Annotated in this window: 20 protein-coding genes and 1 riboswitch; of the genes, 5 read left to right on the forward strand and 15 right to left on the reverse strand. The window is 49.0% G+C overall.

The annotated features are described in order from the left end of the window. Nucleotides 1-3 precede the first annotated feature (3 nt). The 12 genes from A3GG_RS0111040 to A3GG_RS12515 form a co-directional block, all read right to left on the reverse strand. Complete coding sequence (locus A3GG_RS0111040; protein WP_018359344.1) at nucleotides 4-1,545, reverse strand: hypothetical protein; 1,542 nt, start codon at nucleotides 1,543-1,545, stop codon at nucleotides 4-6. Further along, nucleotides 1,545-1,979, reverse strand: coding sequence for a helix-turn-helix domain-containing protein (locus tag A3GG_RS0111045; protein ID WP_018359345.1), 435 nt, complete (start codon nucleotides 1,977-1,979; stop codon nucleotides 1,545-1,547). Before A3GG_RS0111045 ends, A3GG_RS0111040 begins: the two co-directional genes overlap by 1 nt. Before the next feature lie 154 nt (nucleotides 1,980-2,133). After that, entirely contained in the window at nucleotides 2,134-2,358 is a 225-nt protein-coding gene (locus A3GG_RS0111050; protein WP_018359346.1) for a hypothetical protein, read from the reverse strand. Nucleotides 2,359-2,362: 4 nt separating this feature from the next. Beyond that, a complete protein-coding gene (locus tag A3GG_RS0111055; RefSeq protein ID WP_018359347.1) occupies nucleotides 2,363-2,710 on the reverse strand; it encodes a hypothetical protein in 348 nt (115 codons plus the stop codon). A gap of 2 nt (nucleotides 2,711-2,712) precedes the next feature. Then, the gene (locus A3GG_RS13535) at nucleotides 2,713-2,889 is read right to left on the reverse strand and encodes a hypothetical protein (protein ID WP_156808743.1); all 177 of its coding nucleotides are present in this window, start codon (nucleotides 2,887-2,889) and stop codon (nucleotides 2,713-2,715) included. Continuing rightward, nucleotides 2,882-3,577 carry a DUF3164 family protein gene (locus tag A3GG_RS0111060; protein WP_018359348.1) on the reverse strand — a complete coding sequence of 232 codons (696 nt, stop codon included), beginning with the start codon at nucleotides 3,575-3,577 and terminating at the stop codon, nucleotides 2,882-2,884. Before A3GG_RS0111060 ends, A3GG_RS13535 begins: the two co-directional genes overlap by 8 nt. A gap of 20 nt (nucleotides 3,578-3,597) precedes the next feature. Further along, the gene (locus tag A3GG_RS0111065) at nucleotides 3,598-4,113 is read right to left on the reverse strand and encodes a hypothetical protein (RefSeq protein WP_018359349.1); all 516 of its coding nucleotides are present in this window, start codon (nucleotides 4,111-4,113) and stop codon (nucleotides 3,598-3,600) included. Next, entirely contained in the window at nucleotides 4,110-4,427 is a 318-nt protein-coding gene (locus A3GG_RS0111070) for a hypothetical protein (protein ID WP_018359350.1), read from the reverse strand. Before A3GG_RS0111070 ends, A3GG_RS0111065 begins: the two co-directional genes overlap by 4 nt. Then, nucleotides 4,424-5,044: a P-loop NTPase family protein gene (locus A3GG_RS0111075; RefSeq protein ID WP_018359351.1), complete on the reverse strand. Its 621-nt coding sequence runs from the start codon at nucleotides 5,042-5,044 to the stop codon at nucleotides 4,424-4,426. Before A3GG_RS0111075 ends, A3GG_RS0111070 begins: the two co-directional genes overlap by 4 nt. A gap of 184 nt (nucleotides 5,045-5,228) precedes the next feature. Next, a complete protein-coding gene (locus A3GG_RS0111080) occupies nucleotides 5,229-6,065 on the reverse strand; it encodes an AAA family ATPase (protein WP_169333165.1) in 837 nt (278 codons plus the stop codon). A gap of 26 nt (nucleotides 6,066-6,091) precedes the next feature. Next, nucleotides 6,092-8,182 carry a hypothetical protein gene (locus A3GG_RS0111085; protein WP_156808744.1) on the reverse strand — a complete coding sequence of 697 codons (2,091 nt, stop codon included), beginning with the start codon at nucleotides 8,180-8,182 and terminating at the stop codon, nucleotides 6,092-6,094. A gap of 16 nt (nucleotides 8,183-8,198) precedes the next feature. After that, complete coding sequence (locus A3GG_RS12515) at nucleotides 8,199-8,564, reverse strand: hypothetical protein (RefSeq protein ID WP_018359354.1); 366 nt, start codon at nucleotides 8,562-8,564, stop codon at nucleotides 8,199-8,201. Nucleotides 8,565-8,647: 83 nt separating this feature from the next. On the opposite strand from A3GG_RS12515, the gene A3GG_RS0111095 reads away from it, so the two are divergent. After that, nucleotides 8,648-9,388 (forward strand): XRE family transcriptional regulator, encoded by a 741-nt coding sequence (locus A3GG_RS0111095; RefSeq protein ID WP_018359355.1) that lies wholly within the window; start codon nucleotides 8,648-8,650, stop codon nucleotides 9,386-9,388. A gap of 729 nt (nucleotides 9,389-10,117) precedes the next feature. Here the strand turns inward: A3GG_RS0111095 and A3GG_RS0111105 are convergent. The 3 genes from A3GG_RS0111105 to A3GG_RS0111115 form a co-directional block, all read right to left on the reverse strand. After that, complete coding sequence (locus A3GG_RS0111105; protein WP_018359357.1) at nucleotides 10,118-11,011, reverse strand: MlaD family protein; 894 nt, start codon at nucleotides 11,009-11,011, stop codon at nucleotides 10,118-10,120. 184 nt (nucleotides 11,012-11,195) lie between these two features. Next, a complete protein-coding gene (locus A3GG_RS0111110; protein WP_018359358.1) occupies nucleotides 11,196-12,860 on the reverse strand; it encodes a dipeptidase in 1,665 nt (554 codons plus the stop codon). Between the two features lie 86 nt (nucleotides 12,861-12,946). Beyond that, nucleotides 12,947-15,205: a TonB-dependent receptor gene (locus A3GG_RS0111115; protein WP_248637685.1), complete on the reverse strand. Its 2,259-nt coding sequence runs from the start codon at nucleotides 15,203-15,205 to the stop codon at nucleotides 12,947-12,949. Between the two features lie 119 nt (nucleotides 15,206-15,324). Further along, nucleotides 15,325-15,432, reverse strand: a riboswitch (TPP riboswitch). A gap of 705 nt (nucleotides 15,433-16,137) precedes the next feature. Here A3GG_RS0111115 and A3GG_RS0111120 point away from each other — a divergent pair. From A3GG_RS0111120 to A3GG_RS0111135, 4 genes are all read left to right on the forward strand, one after another. Further along, nucleotides 16,138-16,779 (forward strand): porin family protein, encoded by a 642-nt coding sequence (locus A3GG_RS0111120; protein WP_018359360.1) that lies wholly within the window; start codon nucleotides 16,138-16,140, stop codon nucleotides 16,777-16,779. A gap of 172 nt (nucleotides 16,780-16,951) precedes the next feature. After that, nucleotides 16,952-18,493 (forward strand): lysine--tRNA ligase, encoded by a 1,542-nt coding sequence (lysS, locus tag A3GG_RS0111125; RefSeq protein ID WP_018359361.1) that lies wholly within the window; start codon nucleotides 16,952-16,954, stop codon nucleotides 18,491-18,493. Beyond that, complete coding sequence (locus tag A3GG_RS0111130; protein WP_018359362.1) at nucleotides 18,486-19,490, forward strand: NAD(P)H-dependent glycerol-3-phosphate dehydrogenase; 1,005 nt, start codon at nucleotides 18,486-18,488, stop codon at nucleotides 19,488-19,490. Before lysS ends, A3GG_RS0111130 begins: the two co-directional genes overlap by 8 nt. Beyond that, the gene (locus tag A3GG_RS0111135) at nucleotides 19,491-20,837 is read left to right on the forward strand and encodes a glucose-6-phosphate isomerase (protein WP_428829150.1); all 1,347 of its coding nucleotides are present in this window, start codon (nucleotides 19,491-19,493) and stop codon (nucleotides 20,835-20,837) included.

Below are 20,837 nucleotides of genomic sequence, written 5' to 3' on the forward strand. Positions count from 1 at the left end.
GTTCTAATATCTTTTGCTGTTTTTTCCTCTCTGCCCGATGACAATAGTATCGGGTGTGATGGTCTGTAACTTGTAATCGGTCATCCAGATGGCACCCTCTACCGAGTCAGGCCCGTCGGCAGGAGCTGGCAGCAGTGGCGCCACCGTGAGAAACTGCTCCTCGAGGCGTTGCATGTGAGGATTGCCACGCTCCTCCTCATTGAGAATGAGCTGCCCATTGCGATTCAGTGGTTCAAGCAATGCTTCTATTCGTGCATACTTATCCATCTTCGCCCGAGCGTCGGGAATTACAGAGAGCGTGCCGCGTGTTTGCGCCTTCTCGAACAGAAGTGGTTGCAATACCTGCTCCCAGAAGGGATCTTGTAGAGCGTTGTTCTCATTGTAGTAGTAGACGGGGCAAGCATCCCCAACATAGTCCCTGATGGCGTAGAACCACTCAAGATAGTTGTCGTTAGTTGTCTGCTCCAAGAAAACCTTGTAGACATAATATCGCCCCCAAAGGAAGCCCACCAACACCACAGACTTAAAGCTTGCACCTTTACTCCTAACCTTATTGGAGGGCGATGGGTCGCCATAACAGATAGCAAACTGCAGCAGCCTAAGGGGGGGGCACTTGCCATAAACCATCTCCACGAATACCTCGCCCTCAGTGACGGGATTGTTATAAAACTCCTTCTGCACCGCACTCATCGGCAGCTTGCTGAGAAAGTTGTCTATATCCTCTTCGCTATTCTTAGACGCCCAAACACTCTTCCCTTCATCGTCACGGATATTCACTATATCAAAGTGGTCTACCAACTCCTTGGTGCGCGTGATGACACTATCTTTCGCAATGATATTGCCATTGAAGAGCACCCGGCGATTACCACTCACACTCATCGCAGGGATGAGTGCTTCGGTCACCCATCGCCAATCTTGCTTCACGCGCTCGGGGTTGCGACACTTTTCGTCCGTATCGATATCATCCACGATCACGAAGTCGGGGCGAGAGGCTTCGTTTCTCGCACCACGAGGCGACTGCCCAGCACCCAGCGCTCTAAATGAAACGCCCCCTGTGGTGGTAAACTCCCCTTCCTCCCAGGCGCCCAACTTTTGCTGCACACCATAATCCTGTATAATACGTGCTGAGCGCTCTAGATTCCCCTGAAAAGGTAAAAGTAGGCGCTTAGCGTTATCAAGGCTGTTGGAGACGAGAAGCACTGTTTTGATCTGCTTGGTGAGGGCAAGGTAGAGCACCTCCATCATTGAGCGGGCAGACTTCGCCAATTCGCGGCTCCACGCCCTAGTCTCCATCCACTTCTTGTGCTTAAGGAGACGCCTAGTCGCCCGTTTATGAAAAGGAGCTGGCTCAGCAGTGCAGTAACCAGGGAAGTAGTAGCTAAACCACGCCTCTGGGTCTTTCTCAAGGCGCTCTCTGCGCATGCGGATGACCTCCACACTATCGCCCTCATCGATAGTGGACGCAGTCATAAGCGCTCTAAACTCGTCTTCCCATTTTCTTAGGGCATCCCTATCTTCAAGGGTGATACGTTTGCGATACTTCATTACTGTAGCCTGGTCTTGATAAAGTCATCAAATAAAGGGGCGAGCGACTGAGCACGCTCTAAATCGTAGCTTTTGATCCATCTGGTGAAAGCCGAGAAAACACTCACAATCTCGGACACACCCACTTCAGTCTCTAGATTCTTAATGGCGGCAGAGACCTTGCTAATGATGTCACTTTCCGCTGTAGTTGGATACCTCCGCTCTGAGCGCTGAGCGATGTCGTTGTTGAGCTCCTCTATCTGTCGATAAAGTGCCTTAAGCTGCTCCTCTTTTGTCATGGAGATGCTGGCACGCAGCTTCTCCCACCCTTCACGAGTCACCCATCTACTCACGGTTTGTGGCGTTACTCCAACCCTCTCGGCAATCTCCTTTTGCTGTAGTCGCTCTGTCACAAATAGCACCTTGGCGAGCTCTTTTTTCTGTGCTGATGTCATATAAACCTCCCTAATTGTATTCGTTTGGCGCAAATATAGAGTTATAGACTGCGCCGCACAAAAATGTATGACACTGTGACACACATTTCTACACAAAAAAGAGACGGGGCACCATCACGGCGTCCCGTCTCACTCAAACTAAAAATTATGAAGACTATTTCTTTTCTTTGTTTTCTCTCTTCTTGTGTCGCTCAAGCGATCTGAAGAACGAACGCTCGCTTATTGCGAACACGGGGAATACCTTGTGTCTGTATACCCACCGTTTACACCTATCGTGGCGTCCCTCTTCATACCACTCTTCCACAATCTTAGACACCTGAGCATCTCGCCTTCGCTGATTCATTAAGATGCTAGAGACCTGTTTTCCTCTCCCTCCCATACTGTCACGCTTCTAAATGTTTTACATAATCCAACACCACGTCCCACCCTTGCCAACCACCGACACACTTATCATCAACATAGAGGTCGGCGAAAACCTTTCGGCTGTCGTTCGAGTAGAGCTCGATATTACTTCGAGTATTGCAATTGACGCCATCAAAGGGGACGCCCTTATCAAGCAAGAAATTAATCGCATCCAGAAGGTCTTGCCCCTCACGACATGTCCAGATGATGAGATGATGCCCCATCGCCTTCAGCTCTTCCACGGCTTGCTTTGCTCCTGCTACCAGCACGCCCACCGATGGGTATGGGCTGGCGTTGATCACGCCATCAAAATCTACTGCTATAATCATAGTCAAAGTAATCCATTACGTTGTAAAATCCGCTTAGCAACCGCTTCGCTCACCTGCGTACGCTGCGACACAATGGTTAGGCAAGTCTTTCTAGACATGTAGGGGATATTAACCCTATAGAGGTGCACCAAATAGCGCTGTCGCGCCTCTGGTATCAGAAAATTACCCTTGTTATTCATGCTCACCCTCCTTTCCATCGTCTACAATATCCATAACATCTGTCATCCCGAGTGGAACATTGACCCACGCATTCGTCATGCTATCCTTCACCTCGCAGCGAATGTATCTCTTGGAGAGGCTAGGGAGATAACTCTCCTCTATGACGCGAACCCCCTCCAAAAACTCCTCCGACTTGCTCTCCTCTGCCACGCGCTTGAGCTGCATCACACGACTCGCCTTGATGTTACCCTGAGCATCCTTAGCAAGAAGCTTCAGCACCATAGACACAAGCGCCTTGGAGTTTTGGTTCTCCACCAAACCTTCGAGGTAGTTCTTGACCATCTGTATACCATCATCCACCGTGTCGAGATACCCATCCGTAGTATGGTACCCAAGGATGATGCGCTTGGTGCCGTCACTATTGGTAAAGGTATGCGAGCGCTGCCCTTCACTGGTAAGCCCAAGCACATCACTCTTTAGCGCAATAAGCTCCGAAAACTGCTCAAACACCCTGCGCTTACTCATTTTAAGCCCCTCGCTCACTTGCTGCAACGTAGGCACCACCGCCGCCAGTACCTCGTCCACCATCGTGCGATACGCCTCGCGATTCTCTTTCCTCGCCTGCTCCCGCTCCTTCTGCGCCTTCCATGCTTGAAATTCCTCAAATTCACTCCTCTCTTGCTTTGTTGTCACTTGCTTAGTTTCCATACACTTTTTCTTATTTATGATTAGTTATACTTACCTACTTTTATTGGTGTATCGAGTGCTGCGCTCGATACGTACTTGATTGTCCGCCGCACTACCTTGGGTTGCGCCTCACGCACCTCCATCGCCTTGGTCTCCTTCTCTCTACGCTTGCGATTGATACTCCACATCTTTCGGCGAAGCTGCTCCAGCTCTTCTAGCGTAAGCTGAGAAAAAGCCTTCCCCGCAATACGCTCTTCCTCCACAAAGGCATTCACCGCATCCCAATTCTTAGTATCTACGCCATACGCCTCTATCAGCTTCAATACCTGAGAGCGCTTTGAGCGCATCTTTCCATCTGCCTTGCGTGGCTTAAACCCGGTGCGCACCCTTAGCTGGCTCCGTAGTTGCTCTAGCTCGCCACCCGTGAGCTCACGCAGACTATCGGTGCGCCCTTTGCTCACAGAGGACACCAACACCCTCTTGAGCTCCTCTGTGCTCGCACCCTCTGCGGGGAGCTGCCCTATCATCGCCCAGATATCACTAAACCCTCTCATCATGCCAATGCGTCATACACCTTGCACCGTACCGACACCCCTAGGGTGCTCACTTGGTCTTCGAGTGCGTTGAACATACATATCATCACAGCCATATCACTCACATCCATCGTGATGGCGAAGTGCCCTGCAAAAGACTTTTGCAGCCTGCGCTTCAGCCGAGCACCGAGCCGCACACCCATCACCATGATAGCGAGCTCTACCACCCCTGCGGTGTCTCTATGCAGGAGGTAATACCCTAGCATCCCCAAGAGCGACTCAAGCTCTAGCCGAGTGAGCTTCATGCTATACTTATTATCCTTATCATTAATCGTCATAGATCACGCCCCCAATAAACTTCGGCTTTCTCCTGCCACACATCCAAATACCCCTTCTTTCCTATAAAGCGCCCCTTGCTAAATGCTCTATATCCCTCCACCCACACTTTGAGCGATGCATCGTACATCACACCGACTGCCGACTTACCTTTTGGCTCGGAGCCATATGCATGACTCACATAGACAATCAGATGGGCGGGGAATCGCTCCTTAAACGCGATATAATCCCTGTAGCTCATGCCGGTGTACTGAAAGCTATCGACAATCACGATACGAGGGCTACGACGCTTCTCGAGCCGCTCAGCAAGCGCCTCCATGCTCTCGCTCACAAAACGGAGGCTCCCATTCGACTCCATCATACCAAAGCGCTCCAGGGTGTTCATCATCGTGAGCCCCACACCCTCCTCCAGGCTATTGTAGAGCACTGTGCCGAACCTACAGAGCTCCTTTGCAAGCTTCATTACAAATGAGCTCTTCCCATTACCACTCTTCCCCCACACAATCCAAGTACCGCACGCCTCGGGCACCCCAATCATATCTCGCCACTCGGGCGATAGACTAAGAGTCTCTTTTTTCTGCGCCAATACCTGGCTTACACTCAATGCCTTTTTTGCCATATCTATTCTCTTCTTATTCGTGGATATCCACCGATTTATTCATCACTAGTATTCGCTACACCCATCACTAGTATTCGTTACACCCATAAAAAGGAGCCACCGGGTCGGCAAGCTTCACTTTTCTCGGAATATATTTTATTTTTCTTGGACTTCGTCACCACAGAGTCCCAGAAAAATATACGCTTCAGCCTCTGTACTTCAAGACACACTTCTTCACTCGCCTAAGGTCGAAATCGTACCGCTCTGCATCTCTTATAACGTCACCGATGAGCGACTCATCCACCAGTCCATTAGCCATGCAGATGCCATACACATCATTGGGCGTGGTGCGGTCTACCACATAGAAGCGCCGACCAATCCTCGAGTGCAGCTCGTTGTACCCCCGTTTGTTGCACCGAAGCCCCGAGCCCATGCGCTTCTCTATATAATTCGTGCTCAGCATCACCATACCACAATGCCCTTCGAGCTGGTTGTAGATGCTCACGCAATAGAGCATTATCGAGTCCACAAGCTTATCCGCCTCATCAAGCACAAGGAGAGGATGCTCTTTATCTCTCAGGTAGCCCAAAAATTCGTCCATCCTCCCCTTTAGCGATGTGGCATAGCTCTTCTCTCCCATCGCCCTCAGGCAGGCATCCAAGAAGTCACCACGACGCATGTCCTCACTACAGAGCACATATACCACATTGGCATGAGACTGAGCATAAGTGCGTGCTGTGGTACTCTTGCCGGCTCCGGCTTCTGCCACCACCCAAGTACAATTAGCCACCTGCTGCGCATCGTCGAGCACGGCAGTGATCTCCTTATACGCATTGGTCTCCACTTCTACCCACCCCTCTACTTTGCGAGCGAGTTGTACGCCTATCTTCTGCAGCATCTCTTCACTAATGCGCCCAAGATCGCCACGTATGATGTCACCCACTGTGGTGGTGCCGATGCCGAGTTGGTTGGCTGCCTTGCGCTGGGAGCCTAGTCGCTTCACCAGCTTCTGTAGTTCTTCTCTGACTAGTTCTTGCTTCATAATTGTATCTATTTCTTTCATACTCTTTATATTTTACTTATCATTTTACCTCTAGCTTCTTCGTCACTAAGTGGCGCAAAGCTGTATCTATCCATCTTACTCTCCTCTTTTTTGATTTGAGCAAGAGACACCTTGCTACCTTTTACGCTAATCTCCGAGCTTTGCACTTCACAAGCAATCACCTTAGCACGCTCGACCACCGCTTCGTTGTCTGCCTTCGAAGCGCCTAGAAGGCGAGGATAGTTGTACGCCTCGTGCTGTGCCATCTTGATATCGATAGCCATACCCTGAGCGTTGCGCTCTATGCGCATCTGACGGTCGCCCTCGAGGAATGCGGCAGTCGCCACCTCGTCGTAGGCAGTGCGGTCCTCTGCCGCCATCGCTATCTTCACGGCCGGGTATAAGTACCGCTCGAAGCGCCATGAATCGTCACTATCCACACGGTAAATCGCTATCTTCGTGTGGTCCATAGGGTCGTACTTCACCCCAAACTGGCGGAGCGTATTATCCATACGCCAGGCAAAGTCCACCTTACCCTCCTCGGTGTACGCCTCGTAGTGGTACTCCTTTTTGTCTATTTCTATTGTGAGACCACCCTGAGCAAAGGTGCTCATGCGCTCTCGCCTCTCATAGAATAGCTCCAACATATCCTCCTCGGTGAGGGCAGGGTGCTCCGGGTTGGCACACTCTACATCGTAGAGCTGCTGACGGGTGCTCTTCTCGCCCGTAGGTACCTGGCTATTCCACTCTGCAATCCACTCTGCCACCCTATCGCGCAAGGTGTCGTGGGTAGGAAGGTGCTCTAGATTGGCACCAATCCACTCTTCGTTGCTACCACTAAGCTTCCCCCTGGCAGTAACATTGTAGCCAGTGAAGTAGGGGGAATGACTAAGTACACTCTTCTGGAATTGCCTAATAAGTGCTTCGGCAGGGTTGGCTTGCTTGCGGTAGGGCGTCTTGAAGCGCACACCCACCACACTAAGGCGAGAAAAGAAACCTACACGGTCGAGCTTCCTCTGCGAGCTCTGGTTGTCCATCACTAACTGAAATGGCTTCACACCCGCACGCTCTACCGCCATGCGAAAGGCAGGATACTGAGTACCGTAGGCACTCTCCTGACCTAAGGACCACCCAACGCAATAGCCTGTACAGACATCGAAGATCATGTAGATATCGGTGGTGACCTTTTTGCCCTCTTCATTGAGATAATAGATATTGAGCTTGGTGCCATCTGCCGCCCAAAGAGCATTGGAGTGCTGCGGCTTGGTGAGTGACACAAACTGTGCGCCATACTTGGTATTCACCACACTCTCGCCCTGCTGTACACTTAGCCAAAGAGGCTCGATGGCAGGATCGCTTAGGAAGTCGCGCACGGTGGAGACACTAGAGATACAAGCCCAACCCTTTTCGGGTGCCACACTATTAAACTTGAGGAGCGCTGTCTCGAAACTGTGCACATACTCACGGCTGCGCATGAGACCGATAAGATACTCGCCGACCTCTGCACTCACCTTGCGCGTATTGCTATTGCCCACCTTGTCACTAATAAGACAAGGGTAACCTTGTTTCTTATACTCGCCAACCTTTTTCTGAAGCCTACCCTTGCTCCGTGGGAGTGTGTGTGCGTAGTCTTGACGCAGCTCTTCGCAATACTGAAGGATGAGATCCCAGATGTTTTTACGCTTGTTATTGAGCTTATTGCTCATCTGGACTAGGGTGCCTTGGCGCTCGATAAGCGCATTGAGCACACGGGCATTGAGCTCATATTCGTCTGCAAGATAATCGGGAAGACGCACCATCGCACCACCAAGCTCGTAGCGGTACTCATAGCGGAAGTACCTGCGAGCACTAAGGTCTTCCGCCAGCCAGGCAAGCTCGCCCTTGGGCTGCAGGGTTTCGTGCGGATCGCCATAGCGTGCCACAATCTTTGCCTTGGCTTTGGTGGGGAGGGTGTCGTACTCAATGAGCGCCCTCACCCCTTCACCATGAGCTTTGCGAGCGTAGATGGCGGTCTTGCGGCGCAACCAGCTCTTCAGCGTATTGTGACGCACTATCGGATCGTCACCACCCGTGAGATCCTCAAAGCTTACACATATACGCCCCTGGTAATACTCCATATTCATGCCTCCTTACTTACTGCACATCAACTTTTCGAATGTAACGCTGCTGAAGGCGGACGTATTCTGCTATAGACAGCCCACTGACGCACTCTTGAACAATGCCGTCGATGTAGACAACAATCTGCCCGTCTCTCATATCCGACACGATCCGAAGACGACCACCATACGTCTGCACCATCACGCCGATGTCAAATGTGGTATCTAGCTTCTCGCCTCCCACCACTTCACCACCCATCTCGATGGCCATATCTCTAACCCTGCGCGCGATGTCGGTGTGGCTGTTGTAAGAGAGCGCCTTATAGACCATGCGCCCTGTGACACCCATCACTTGGGCAATCTCTTCTATCATATGAGAGGTGGCAATAATTCTTTTCTTCATACTTCTGATATCTATGCGTTCCTATTATTGGTATATTTACAGCGTGCTCTAATATTGAACACGCAACAAAGACACGCAAAACTATGCAAGAAAACAAACAAATTAATTCGATTATTAAGCGAAATATCTTAAGCTACCTGGAGTACAAGGGTATTTCACAGTATCAATGCTATAAGGACACTGGCATTACCCGCGGTGTTCTTTCGCAAGACAATGGCATTAGTGAAGATAATCTGATGAGATTTCTCAACTATTATTGTGATGTCTCACCCGATTGGCTCTTAACAGGCCAAGGCGAAATGCTTCGCAAGGTGCCTGCCGTCGCTTCATTCGACTACTCCATTCAACGAAACCAGCCAGAGGTGAAGACCATTAATACACCCAAGACAAAAGAGCCAACAGAGGAGCTGCAATACATTCCGTACTATTCATTCGAGGCTACTGCTGGGGTCATCGAGCTTGTCGACACATCGGCAGAGTACGAAATTGGCAAGATCGTCGTCCCCAATATGCCTAAGTGTGATGGCGCTGTAGCTGTGACAGGAGACTCTATGTATCCTCTCCTTAAGAGCGGCGATATCGTAGCTTTCAAACTCGTCCACGACATCAATAACATACACTATGGCGATATGTACCTCATATCACTCAATGAAGATGGAGACTGCTACATAACGGTCAAGTGGCTACAAAAACACCCTTCAGACCCATCCAAAGCCATCCTCGTATCACACAACGAACACTACGCCCCTCGCGAGGTAGAACTACGACACATCCACCGCCTTGCGCTCATCAAACTCTCTATCCGGTACAACTCTATGGGATAACACCCCCTCTTCCCCATGCGCAAGACTTCATTAGGGCTAAAACAATGCGTACTACGCTACACCACCCAAATCTTGCCTTTTTTCATTGCAATTAATTGATTCTGTTTGTATTACAAAAAATCAACATGGCATTAAGGGGGTATTTAAGCGTGGTAAAATCCAGTACTTATAGGCTCAAAAACAAATGTTTCATTACTTTTTTGGCAAATAAGACCATATTTACCCCTAAAAAAGATACCAACATTTGCACCCCCTACCGCACCCCCTACTTATACGTTTCGTTTTGGTTTAACAATTCGGAATGCACCCCCAAGTGCACCCCCAAGTGCACCCCCAAGACAAAAAAGCGCTGCTCGAAGCGTCGCCGAGTACCTCTTTTTTACCCCTCCGAAAATCACCTATAATACGTTATTCGAGCACCACTAAACCATTGAGCACAACAAAGGGCAAAAGCGCATATTACCGCACTTTTGCCCCCTAAATCATGCCTTCCTACCAGCTCTTTACATCAACCAATTAACACCCATTCGATCATCATTCGATCACCACTCACCAAAATCAACACAAAATCAACTAAAATGAACATTTCGTTTTTTGCCACATCCATCCCTAAATATCTTTCAACTGCCTAGTCTATAATAATATACATCGATACCCTCCTCACACAACCCACCTCCGTTTCGTTCCCTCCCCCCTATATGCCAAGAGGTCGGTCTACGTTCTTTGAGACTAAAATACCGAGAAACTAACGTAGCGTTTGGGGTTCTTCTGGATGTCCTTCAGTAGACTATCGGCAGAGAGTGCCGCAGCGTCCAATCTCTGATAGAGCCCCTTATCATTGAGCAATAGCCCTAGACTACTATCCTCATTTGCCAATTGCCCCGATAGCTTCTTGAGATCGCTGACCACTTGTGTAAACTCTGCGAGCGTCTTCTCTATGTTCGCGTTCGCCACCTGTCCCGCAACCTTCTGAATCGACTCCGTAGAGCGCTCCACATTACTCATAATCTCGGGCACCTGTCTATCCATCATGTGATTGATTTTTACTGATGACCCCTGTAGGGCACTTGTGGTAGCATTAAGCTGCGCTAGTGTCTTTGTGATATCTGGATTCTTAACCAAGCCATCCACACTCCCCACTAGTGTGTCGAGCGATAGTACTGCGGCATTAAGATTAGGTATAAGTTCATCCGTTAGCTTAGCCATCATATCTGTCGCTTGTTCACCTCTTAAGGTGTCGTTTTTTGCGAGATAATCGGTAATCTGCTCAGGTAGTAGTAGCGTGATGGAGCCACCGCCCAGAGGGTTATTCTTAATAACCAGTTTCGATCCGCGCGGAATCTTTAGAGAGGAGTCTAGTGATAGCTCTACGACAGCTCCATTGAAGCCTTCGTAGTCGAAGTTAATCTTCCTAACATTTCCTACACGGTAGCCATTGACGTACACCTTAGTAGATCTATCCACACCCTGTATATTGTCGAAGGTTGCATAGTAACTGACGTTTTTACTGAATATGTTTATGCCCTTGAGATAGTTGAATCCGAAGTAAAACATCAGCAATGTAGTGATGGTCGTCACGCCCGCTAGTATTGCTTTTTGCCTATGGTCGAAGCTCTTATCCATATAACTATTGAACTATTATCTACGGGCAAACTTACAGAAAAAGTAGATATATACCATCGTAATGAGTAACAGTCTTTGTTATCCCACACCATATTATCAATGTGTAGACTGCCGAAGGCAAAATAATAAGTGGCTACACAGCACCGCTGCATAGCCACTTATCCTCTGTCCGCTAGGGTGTGGATTACTTCTTACCCGGTACTTTGAGGTGCTCTACATTCTCACCTGCAGCTACCTGGTCATAGTACTCCTGGCTATAGCCTGGTTGCTTAGGGAAGACTACTATGCCGTGCTCCTCTGCAAACTTGCCGTCCTTCTCTATCTTGACATTGCCATCGATGTACTTCACCATCAGATACTCACCGAGCTTCTTCCAGTCACTGGTAGACTGATCTGCGATGTTACAAGAGTAGTTGGTAAGGAACTCCACGGCAGCGGCTTCGCCCTGATCCTTTGCGATAGCCATAGCCTGCTTCTCCACAATTGGTTGCATAGCCTGCCATTGTCCCTCAATGCGCTGCTGCTCCTTGCGGATATCCTCAATCATATAGCTATACTTGCCATACGCCATATTGGCTACCCAGTTGTGCATCCAGAAGGCAGAAGTCCATGAGAACTTGGTCATCGAGCCATTCTCCTCGCTAAAGCTCCAAGGGATACGAGTCATAGAGGTGTACATTGGTTTGAAGAGCGTCATATCTGCATCGTCTACGCCAAACCAAAGGATACCGCCCACGTAGTCGGGCAAATCCTTGCGAAGCTGAGCCACGAGTACGAAGCCAGTCTGCTGCGTAGCGATAGCACGCTCATTGACATACGTCTGACCATTTACCTCGAAGTTCATAGGTCTCCAGCGGTATGGCACCTTGTAAGGGCCAGTACCTGGATCCTTTGTCATATCCATAGGAGTACCCTCGTAGTGGTCACGCATCATGTTCTGCACATCGGCGAGAGATAGCTTGCGGTTAGGCACCACATACAGAGGCATAGGCTCTGCATCAGGCTCATTGCCCATCACTAGGGGGAGGTACTTGTCCATACCATCGGCAAAGCGATTGAAGAAAGACCATACACGTGCTTCACAACCACGGAGACCGCCGAAGTCGTATGGGTTGTAGGCTTTTTGGAAACTAAAGTCTGCGTCGGTACCCTTGTAGAGACCCTTCTTACGAGCGAAGTCTACTACGTCGGGGCTATACATACAGTTTGCCTTATCCTTGAAAGGTATCTGTTGAATACGTGCTTGGTTGGCATGCGCAGATATGGCGTTGTCGGGGATACGGATAGCCACCCATACGGCACCCTTCTCGCCAGCGCCCTTACCAATCATCTCCATAACCCAGACTTCGTTCTTATCGGCGATGGTAAAGGATTCTCCGCTGCTCTTGTAGCCATAAGTGTCTACCAAGCTAGTCATCACCTTGATTGCCTCTCTGGCGCTAGCAGAGCGCTGGAGTGCGATATAGATAAGGCTACCATAGTCCATCAGTCCCTCTGTCTTCTGGCATACATCGCAGCCGCCCCAGGTGCTCTCGGTGATAGCTACCTGCTTCTCATTCATATTGCCCACTACATTGTAGGTGCGCTCTACCTGAGCTATCTTGCCGGTATACATGCCGGAGTCCCACTCGGTAACGTCGAGCATACTACCCGCAGTCCATGTCGCAGCTGGCCAGTGGTATAATGCGCCATAGAGCGTATGGCTATCAGCTGCATAGCTGATGTATATGCTGCCATCCGCAGAGGCTTTAGGTCCTACAATCAGATCCGAACAAGCATCTGCGGTGACGCTCGCTCCTACAGCGGTAATGCCCAAGAAGGCAGCTACCTTCCAAAGAGTTCTCTTCATCGTATGAGTTAATTATAATGTGTGTGATATTTACAAAATCGACGTCAAGATAATCATAATCCTCGTTATGGACAAGAATATCTCTATCAAAAGGTAAGTGTAGCACCAGCTACAAAGTGGATTGGAGCTGCTGGGAAGTAGCCTGTCCAGGCCTTGCGCTGTAGCTTACCATCCTGTACTTCGGCATAGCCCCCAGCCCAACCATTGGTCGCGTAAGTGCTGTTATATAGGTTGAGCACCTGCAGCTGTAGTGCTAGCTCTTGCCCGTTGCTAAATGGGACAGCATAATTAGCCATAAAGGAGCCCGTGTAGTAGGCAGGGAGCGCGCGGCTCTCAAAGCCCGTGTTATCTAGGAACTGCTTGCCCACGTATGTGCCACTCAGTGCTAGGGATAGCCTATCTATAGGCATCCAAGTGAGGGAGTGGTTGAAGAGCCATTCGGGGCTCAGTGCAAGAGGTGTATTATTGAGCTTCGTTACCTCTGGCTTTTTAGTAGTAGTGTTGTACTCAATATGGGTGTGCTCCAGCACTCTATTGCTTGAGAGGGTACCATTTGCTGCCAAGACGAGCTGAGGCGTAATTGCCCAATTGAAGCCAAGCTCAAGTCCTGCGCGATAGCTTTTAGGTACATTGATTAGGAGTGGTTCACCTACGTCACTCATCTTGCCATTCTGTACCAATTGGTTCTTATAGTGCATATAGTAGAGGTTGGCGAATAGAGAGAGGTTGCGGTAGCGCCAGTCGCCACCCAGCTCAATATCTGCCATGTATTCTGGCTGTGGCATTATCTGCTTGCCCTCCTCGTCGTATTGGCGGCTCTCGGTATACACCTTACGATTGGGTTCCTTGCCCGCAGTGGCAAGCGATAGGTACAGGTTGCTTGCGCTATTGGGGCGGAAGTGTAGTCCTACCTTTGGGAGTACGAAGTTGTAAGGCAGTTTGTAATCCAAGATATCGAGCTTACCATCGTGGTCGCTCCACTTATCAGTAGAGCCAGTCATCACAGCATATACGTGGCGATACATTACATCAGTGTAGAGCATGAGTCTCTCGGAGAGGTCGAACTCTCCCTTCACGTAGATAGATGCATCGGTACGAGTGGAGTGATTACGGTAATACTCTTGGTTGGGTACGTATGCGACAGTTGGGTCAGCTACATAAGGGAGCTCGCCGTAGTGGTCGCCCATATAGTGGTTGGCAGAGAATCCTGCAGAGAGTCTAGCACGGCTAAAGGTGTAACCGAAGTTGGCATTTCCTCCGAAGAAGTGATTGTCGAGGTACTTCTCCCTGATGAGTGTGTTTTTGCGCTTATCTGTAGCTGGCACTAGTCCGTATTCGCGGTACTTCCGACCAGTGCGATACTCGTGGGTAAAACCCTTGCCACAAGTGTAATGTAGGGTGACTTCGTACTTGAAGTTGTCCTGCGGGAAGCGGCGGAATATAGCGTAGGTATGGCTTTGGTCGTAGTTGTCGGTATTATTGTGGAACTGATGCTTGGCTGGATCCGCTTCGTCCGTATTGATCCACCCTGCAGGGTTGAACCTCCTACCATATTTCTCCTCTTGCTGAGGCTCTAGCCCGTTCCATGCAATCCCTGTCTGCTGAATGCCACGGTGGTGTATGAGGCGGAAGTCGTACTTATCTGCCTCATACCTAGCTTGGGCAAAGTAGGAGAGACCATGACCACCCGACCTATCTACATACCCCTTGCTCTGGATGTAAGAGAGGTAACCATTTAGGCTCCATCCACTGCTTAGTTTGCCCGTCTCTAGGCTGAGTACATTACGATTGAGCCCAAAAGAACCCCAGTAGGTGCCTATGCTACCACCTGCCTTGCGAGAGGGCATAGCGGTCTGCATATCCATAGTGGCACCAAAAGCGCCTGCGCCAAAAGAAGAAGCACCGGCACCACGCACCACGACGATGTCTTGAAGGCGCGAACCAAAGTCGGGCATATTTGCCCAGAATACCGTCTGGCTCTCAGAGTCGTTTACAGGAACTCCATTCACCGTGATATTAACTCTCGTAGGGTCTACCCCTCTAATCGAGAAGTAGGTATAGCCGCCAAATACACCACTCTCATTTGTGGTGATGAGCGAAGGGGTACCTTGTAATAGGGAAGGTATATCCCATGCTGTGGTCTTGCGCTGAAGGGCTTTGACCTTTATCTTCTGTTTAGTAATAGGTGTGCGCTCCCCTGGGCGAGTACCCACGATGACGAGCTCATCCAGTTTGTGCTCCATTTGTACCTGCTCCTGTGCCCAAAGCGCAGTAGGAACCCCTATCATCAGTAGGGAAGCCATTCCGGGAAGCCATTGCTTGGCTAAAGTGTGAATCTTTGTCATAAATCTATCCTTTATCATTCTGTATAGCATTACTAATACTTGTGACCTACTATCTGTAGCTATTTAGGCTACTCGGTATGGGGAGGATAAGATAAAAGGATTGGTCGACCCTACAGGAGCGGTTCCGACAATCGCATCCCTACATCGGCATTATCCGAATAGGTACGGAGGGTCTTATCTCAGCTACCCTTGAAGCGAGCTTCAGAGCGGCACCCCTTGCGAGAGAATAAATAGATGCGCAGTATAAGTAAGCCACCTATGCTGCTTTATTGCAGCGCAAAGCTAACTCTTTTTAGTCACTCGGGCAACGCTCTATTTCTCCAATAGCACATTATCGAGATAAACCTGATGCCCCTATCCATAGGACGCTCTATACCAATGGCTTGAACCAGCTTGGTAGAGTGTATGACCATTTAATATATACTAATTGACAAATTTAATATATACTAATTGGGGTAATTAATATATATCAAATGCGCCAATTAGTATATATTAAATGGTCTTGCCTATACTAGAGGCGGTTCATGGACTCTGGGGAGATGGCTCGTGCGGTGTCTATCAAAGGTGCATGTAGAGTGTATTTCTTATGTGTTTTACTTACTGGAATAGTTGACTTTTGTCGAATAGATTCGACTGTCAGCTTGCCCCTATGAGCCTGATTTTTACTGGTCTATTGACTTCTACGTACTAGTTTGCTTGACTATGCGTACTGAGTGGTTGACTTTTGAGTTAGGATTATCAAGTGTATAGTAGTGTAATTCATTAAATATTTGCTAAGTCGTTAAATGGTCGTTTAATGTGTGTTAATGTTGGCGGATTCTACTCAACTTTACTTTTTTTATCCCTACATTTGCTTTCGATTGCTAAGGGGATGAAGCCTCGACTTATATAGAGTAGGGCTCTCCTATGTTTAATTTTTGAATTTGACATTTATGAAGAAGATTATTTTTGCAGCTCTTGTGAGCTCACTTTTCGCTATTGGTGCGATGGCACAGTCACGCCCAGGTATTATCGTAAGCGCTGGTTATCAGGGTTCGAAGGTTACTGGTTTTGATAACGCTAAGATCGCTTCAGGCGCTCGCGCTGGTGTAGCAATTGATGTGCCTGTACTTACTAGTGGTACCATGCAGCTAAGTGTTCAGCCAGGTCTTAACTTCTCTATGAAGGGTGTTGCTTATGGTGATAAGGAGAAGGTTAGTAACTCTTGCTACTATGTAGACCTTCCTATCCTAGCTAACCTACGTTTTGATGTAGACAGCAGGCTCAACGCTTTCGTTAACGCTGGTCCATATCTAGCTTACGGTGTTGGTGGCTCTGCAAAGTATGGTGATAAGACTGATACCTACAACCCATTCAAGAAGACAACCATCCTAGGTAAGGAGATTGGCGGTCTACGTGCATTCGACTGGGGTCTCCAGGTAGGTGCTGGTGTAGAGTACAGCCGTATTATGCTTACTGTAGGTACTCAGGTAGGTCTTTACGACATCACTCCTGATATTGATGTCCTAGGTATCAAGGCTGGTACGAAGAATAATAACACTAGCTTCTTCGTTACCCTAGGTTACCGCTTCTAATCTACGGATTAGCGTAATAGAGACAAGGGGGCTCGTCCTGCATAGGGGCGAGTCTCCTTTTTATATATTGTGCCCTTACGGATATAGTCGATTATTTTGGGTAAATTTGTGGCAAAGTGTATGGTGTGCCCAAAGGGTGCTATTGATTTGCATTTATATTATAAAGAGATATATGAGTACAAGAGAGCTAAGCGAGCAGGAAGTATTGAGGAGGGAGAGTCTTCGGAAGCTAAAGGATATGGGGATTAACCCTTATCCTGCAGAGGAGTTTGTAGTTACAGGTTATGCTGATGAGGTTGTAGCAAACTTTCAGGACGATGCTCCCGTGAGGGAGGTGTCTATGGCAGGGCGTATGATGATGCGCCGCGTGATGGGTAAAGCCTCTTTCTGTGAGCTACAAGATTCTACTGGTCGTATCCAGCTCTATGTGACTCGTGATGACATCGCTCCTGGAGAAGATAAGGAACTATACAATACGGTATTCAAGAAGCTATTGGATCTCGGTGACTTTATTGGGGTAAAGGGCTTTGTATTCCGTACCAAGATGGGTGAGGTCTCTATACATGTGCAGGAGCTAAAGATTCTATCTAAGACACTTCGCCCACTCCCAGTAGTGAAGGAGAAGGATGGTGTGGTGTACGACGCATTTAGCGATCCAGAGCAGCGCTATCGCATGAGGTATGTCGACCTTGTGGTAAACCCTCGTGTGAGAGATATATTCGTGAAGCGTACCAAGACGTTTAAGGCCATGAGGGAGTTCCTTGATGCTCGCGGTTACCTAGAGGTCGAGACCCCTATACTACAGAGTATCCCTGGAGGCGCTTCGGCTCGTCCGTTTGTGACACATCACAATGCGCTCGATATACCACTATATTTGCGTATCGCCAATGAGTTGTATCTGAAGCGCCTGATTGTAGGCGGGTTCAATGGCGTGTATGAGTTTAGCAAGAACTTCCGTAATGAGGGAATGGACCGTACACACAACCCAGAGTTTACCGCTATGGAGGTGTACGTACCTTATACCGACTACAATTGGATGATGGAGATGACTGAGCAGATGCTCGAGTATATTGCCATTCAGGTCAATGGTACTACGACCACTCAGGTAGGTGATAAGGTGATTGATTTCAAGGCACCTTACCCAAGGATGACTATGCGCGAAGCTATCCTCAAGTATACAGGCTTCGATATTAAGGACAAGAGCGAGGAGGAACTGAGAGCAGCTTGTAAGGCTCAGGGTATCGAGGTGGATGAGACAATGGGCAAGGGTAAGTTGATTGACGAACTCTTCGGAGAGAAAGCCGAGAAGAACTTTATCCAGCCTACATATATCATCGATTATCCGGTGGAGATGTCGCCACTAACCAAGATGCACCGTAGTGAGGAGGGGCTTACTGAGCGCTTCGAGCTAATGGTGAATGGTAAGGAATTGCTCAACGCTTACTCCGAGCTAAATGATCCGATTGACCAGCTCGAGCGATTCCGTGAGCAGATGCGACTCTCGGAGAAGGGCGACGATGAGGCGATGATCATCGACCAAGACTTTGTGCGTGCTCTTGAGTACGGAATGCCACCTACGAGCGGTATGGGCATCGGTATGGATAGATTTGTGATGCTTCTTACAGGACAGGAGAGTATCCAAGAGGTACTCCTTTTCCCTCAGATGAAGCCAGAGATTAAGGCAAAGAGCGAAGAGCAACAGGATAATGAATAATTGGGAGCCCGGGCGCATAGGCATCATAGGTAGCGGTAGCTGGGCTACAGCACTCGCTAAGATTGTGATGGAGCGAGAGGAGCGGATCAATTGGTACTTCCGTTTCGGCGAGACCGTACGCCAGTTCCGTAGGTCTCAGCACAATCCCATCTATCTTACTACTCAGCTATTTGATACGGAGCGGATTGACTTCTTTACTGATATTCCTAGTATTGTGGAGGCATCGGATACGCTGATACTGGTGACACCATCACCATATATCAAGGGTATTCTGGAGAAAGCGAAGAAGGGATCGCTACAAGGCAAGTTTGTCCTCAATGCTATTAAGGGTATTATCCCCGATGATTATGTAGTCATCTCGGACTATCTTAGAGATACTCTTGGGGTACCTGATGAGCAGATCGGCGTTATCAGTGGACCTACTCATGCCGAGGAGGTAGCGTTGAATAGGCTGAGCTACCTTACGTTGGCGTGCAGCGATGTGCGTAGAGCAGAGCAGCTGAGTAAGGTCTTCCAGAGTGATTATACCTTCTGCAAGGTGAGCAGTGATGTGACAGGAATCGAGTTGGGTAGCGTGCTGAAGAATATTTATGCGATAGCGTCGGGCGTCTGCCAATCGCTACGGATGGGCGATAATTTCCAAGCGGTATTGATCTCCAATGCTACTAAGGAGATGGCACGATTCCTAGCACGGGCATCTAGTGCCGAGCGAAATATCAACGACTCGGTGTACCTGGGCGACCTCTTAGTAACAGGCTATAGTAGGTATAGCCGTAACCGTACATTGGGGACGCTGATTGGCAAGGGCTATTCGGTGAAGCAAGCTCAAGCCGAAATGGAGATGACGGCTGAGGGCTACTATGGTGCGAAGTGTATCAATGAGCTAAATAAGAAGTACAAGGTGGACTTGCCGATAGCTGAAGCGGTGTATGACCTTCTCTACAATAAGGAGAAGGCAAAGGATACTTTTAGGAATTTAAGTTTGAAACTGACATAGATTATGAAGGTAAGATTAGGTAATGCGCTTAGAGAAAATGGCGTAAAGACAACATACGAGACCCTATTGCCACTGGCAGAGAGTAGTCACAAGAGTTTGTTTACTGGCGAGGGTAAGGGCAGTGACTTCCTAGGCTGGGTAGGGTTACCATCGAGCATCACGGATGCTTTCTTGGGAGACATTCAGGCTACTGCCGATAGGCTGCGTAGGGATTGCGAGTTCGTGGTGACCATAGGTATCGGTGGCTCCTATCTTGGTATCAAAGCTGTGGTAGAGGCATTGAGCGATGCCTTTGCTCAGGTGAAGCCAGCTGAGGGCGCTCGTCTGCTGTATGCTGGGCATCATATCTCTGAGGATTATATGGCGGAGTTACTTGAGCTACTCCGTGGTCGCAAGTTCGGACTCATCAATATTTCTAAGAGCGGTACCACTACTGAGCCTGCAGTGGCTTTCAGACTACTGAAGCAGTTGCTGGAGGAGCAAGAGGGCGCCGACTTCGCACGCGAACACATTGTAGCTATAACCGACCAAGCCAAGGGCGCACTTCGTAGTCTCGCTGATAAGATGGGTTATAAGAGCTACGTAATACCTGATAATGTAGGTGGGCGCTTTAGCGTACTTACGCCAGTTGGATTGGTGCCAATCGCTACCGCTGGTTTCGATATTACAGCACTCGTAAGGGGAGCTCAGGCAATGGAGCAAGCGCTTCAGCTGGGAACAGAAGGCGCTAAAATGGTCGAGGAGCATGCCGCTACCCGTGTGGCACTATATCGCTCGGGCAAGAAGATAGAGATACTCGTGAACTTCCATCCTAAGATGCACTACGTGAATGAGTGGTGGAAGCAGCTCTTCGGAGAGAGCGAGGGGAAAGAGCATAAAGGGCTATTCCCAACCGCTGTGGACTTTTCTACCGACCTCCACTCTATGGGTCAGTGGATACAGGAAGGCGAACGCACCATCTTTGAGACCTTTATTAGCGTAGAGGAGCAGGAAAAGGAGTGTCGGATACCTACCGATGAGGAGAATCTGGATGGGCTGAACTTCATCGCGGGGAAGCGTATCGACTTTGTTAATAAACAGGCGGAGCGTGGCACTATGCTGGCTCACCTAGATGGTGGAGTGCCTGTGGTGCAGATGAGTATTGAGCGTCTCGATGCCTATAATATAGGTCAGCTATTCTACTACTTCGAGAAGTTGGTAGGTATTAGTGGCTATCTACTGGAGGTCAATCCATTTGATCAGCCAGGGGTGGAGGCGTATAAGAAGAATATGTTTGCCCTACTCGATAAGCCTGGTTTTGAGGAGGCGTCTAAGGCAATTAAGGCTAGGGTAAGCGAATTGGACTAA

Origin of the sequence: Porphyromonas levii DSM 23370, assembly GCF_000379925.1 — a bacterium.
Taxonomy (GTDB): domain Bacteria; phylum Bacteroidota; class Bacteroidia; order Bacteroidales; family Porphyromonadaceae; genus Porphyromonas_A; species Porphyromonas_A levii.

Coding starts and splice junctions, on each gene's coding strand:
- A3GG_RS0111115 (WP_248637685.1), bottom strand. CDS start 15,205: ATGACAAAGATTCACACTTTAGCCAAGCAATGGCTTCCCGGAATGGCT.
- A3GG_RS12515 (WP_018359354.1), bottom strand. CDS start 8,564: ATGAAGAAAAGAATTATTGCCACCTCTCATATGATAGAAGAGATTGCC.
- A3GG_RS0111130 (WP_018359362.1), top strand. CDS start 18,486: ATGAATAATTGGGAGCCCGGGCGCATAGGCATCATAGGTAGCGGTAGC.
- A3GG_RS13535 (WP_156808743.1), bottom strand. CDS start 2,889: ATGAATAACAAGGGTAATTTTCTGATACCAGAGGCGCGACAGCGCTAT.
- A3GG_RS0111080 (WP_169333165.1), bottom strand. CDS start 6,065: ATGAAGCAAGAACTAGTCAGAGAAGAACTACAGAAGCTGGTGAAGCGA.
- A3GG_RS0111120 (WP_018359360.1), top strand. CDS start 16,138: ATGAAGAAGATTATTTTTGCAGCTCTTGTGAGCTCACTTTTCGCTATT.
- lysS (WP_018359361.1), top strand. CDS start 16,952: ATGAGTACAAGAGAGCTAAGCGAGCAGGAAGTATTGAGGAGGGAGAGT.
- A3GG_RS0111085 (WP_156808744.1), bottom strand. CDS start 8,182: ATGGAGTATTACCAGGGGCGTATATGTGTAAGCTTTGAGGATCTCACG.
- A3GG_RS0111105 (WP_018359357.1), bottom strand. CDS start 11,011: ATGGATAAGAGCTTCGACCATAGGCAAAAAGCAATACTAGCGGGCGTG.
- A3GG_RS0111095 (WP_018359355.1), top strand. CDS start 8,648: ATGCAAGAAAACAAACAAATTAATTCGATTATTAAGCGAAATATCTTA.
- A3GG_RS0111040 (WP_018359344.1), bottom strand. CDS start 1,545: ATGAAGTATCGCAAACGTATCACCCTTGAAGATAGGGATGCCCTAAGA.
- A3GG_RS0111065 (WP_018359349.1), bottom strand. CDS start 4,113: ATGATGAGAGGGTTTAGTGATATCTGGGCGATGATAGGGCAGCTCCCC.
- A3GG_RS0111070 (WP_018359350.1), bottom strand. CDS start 4,427: ATGACGATTAATGATAAGGATAATAAGTATAGCATGAAGCTCACTCGG.
- A3GG_RS0111055 (WP_018359347.1), bottom strand. CDS start 2,710: ATGATTATAGCAGTAGATTTTGATGGCGTGATCAACGCCAGCCCATAC.
- A3GG_RS0111045 (WP_018359345.1), bottom strand. CDS start 1,979: ATGACATCAGCACAGAAAAAAGAGCTCGCCAAGGTGCTATTTGTGACA.
- A3GG_RS0111110 (WP_018359358.1), bottom strand. CDS start 12,860: ATGAAGAGAACTCTTTGGAAGGTAGCTGCCTTCTTGGGCATTACCGCT.
- A3GG_RS0111075 (WP_018359351.1), bottom strand. CDS start 5,044: ATGGCAAAAAAGGCATTGAGTGTAAGCCAGGTATTGGCGCAGAAAAAA.
- A3GG_RS0111050 (WP_018359346.1), bottom strand. CDS start 2,358: ATGGGAGGGAGAGGAAAACAGGTCTCTAGCATCTTAATGAATCAGCGA.
- A3GG_RS0111060 (WP_018359348.1), bottom strand. CDS start 3,577: ATGGAAACTAAGCAAGTGACAACAAAGCAAGAGAGGAGTGAATTTGAG.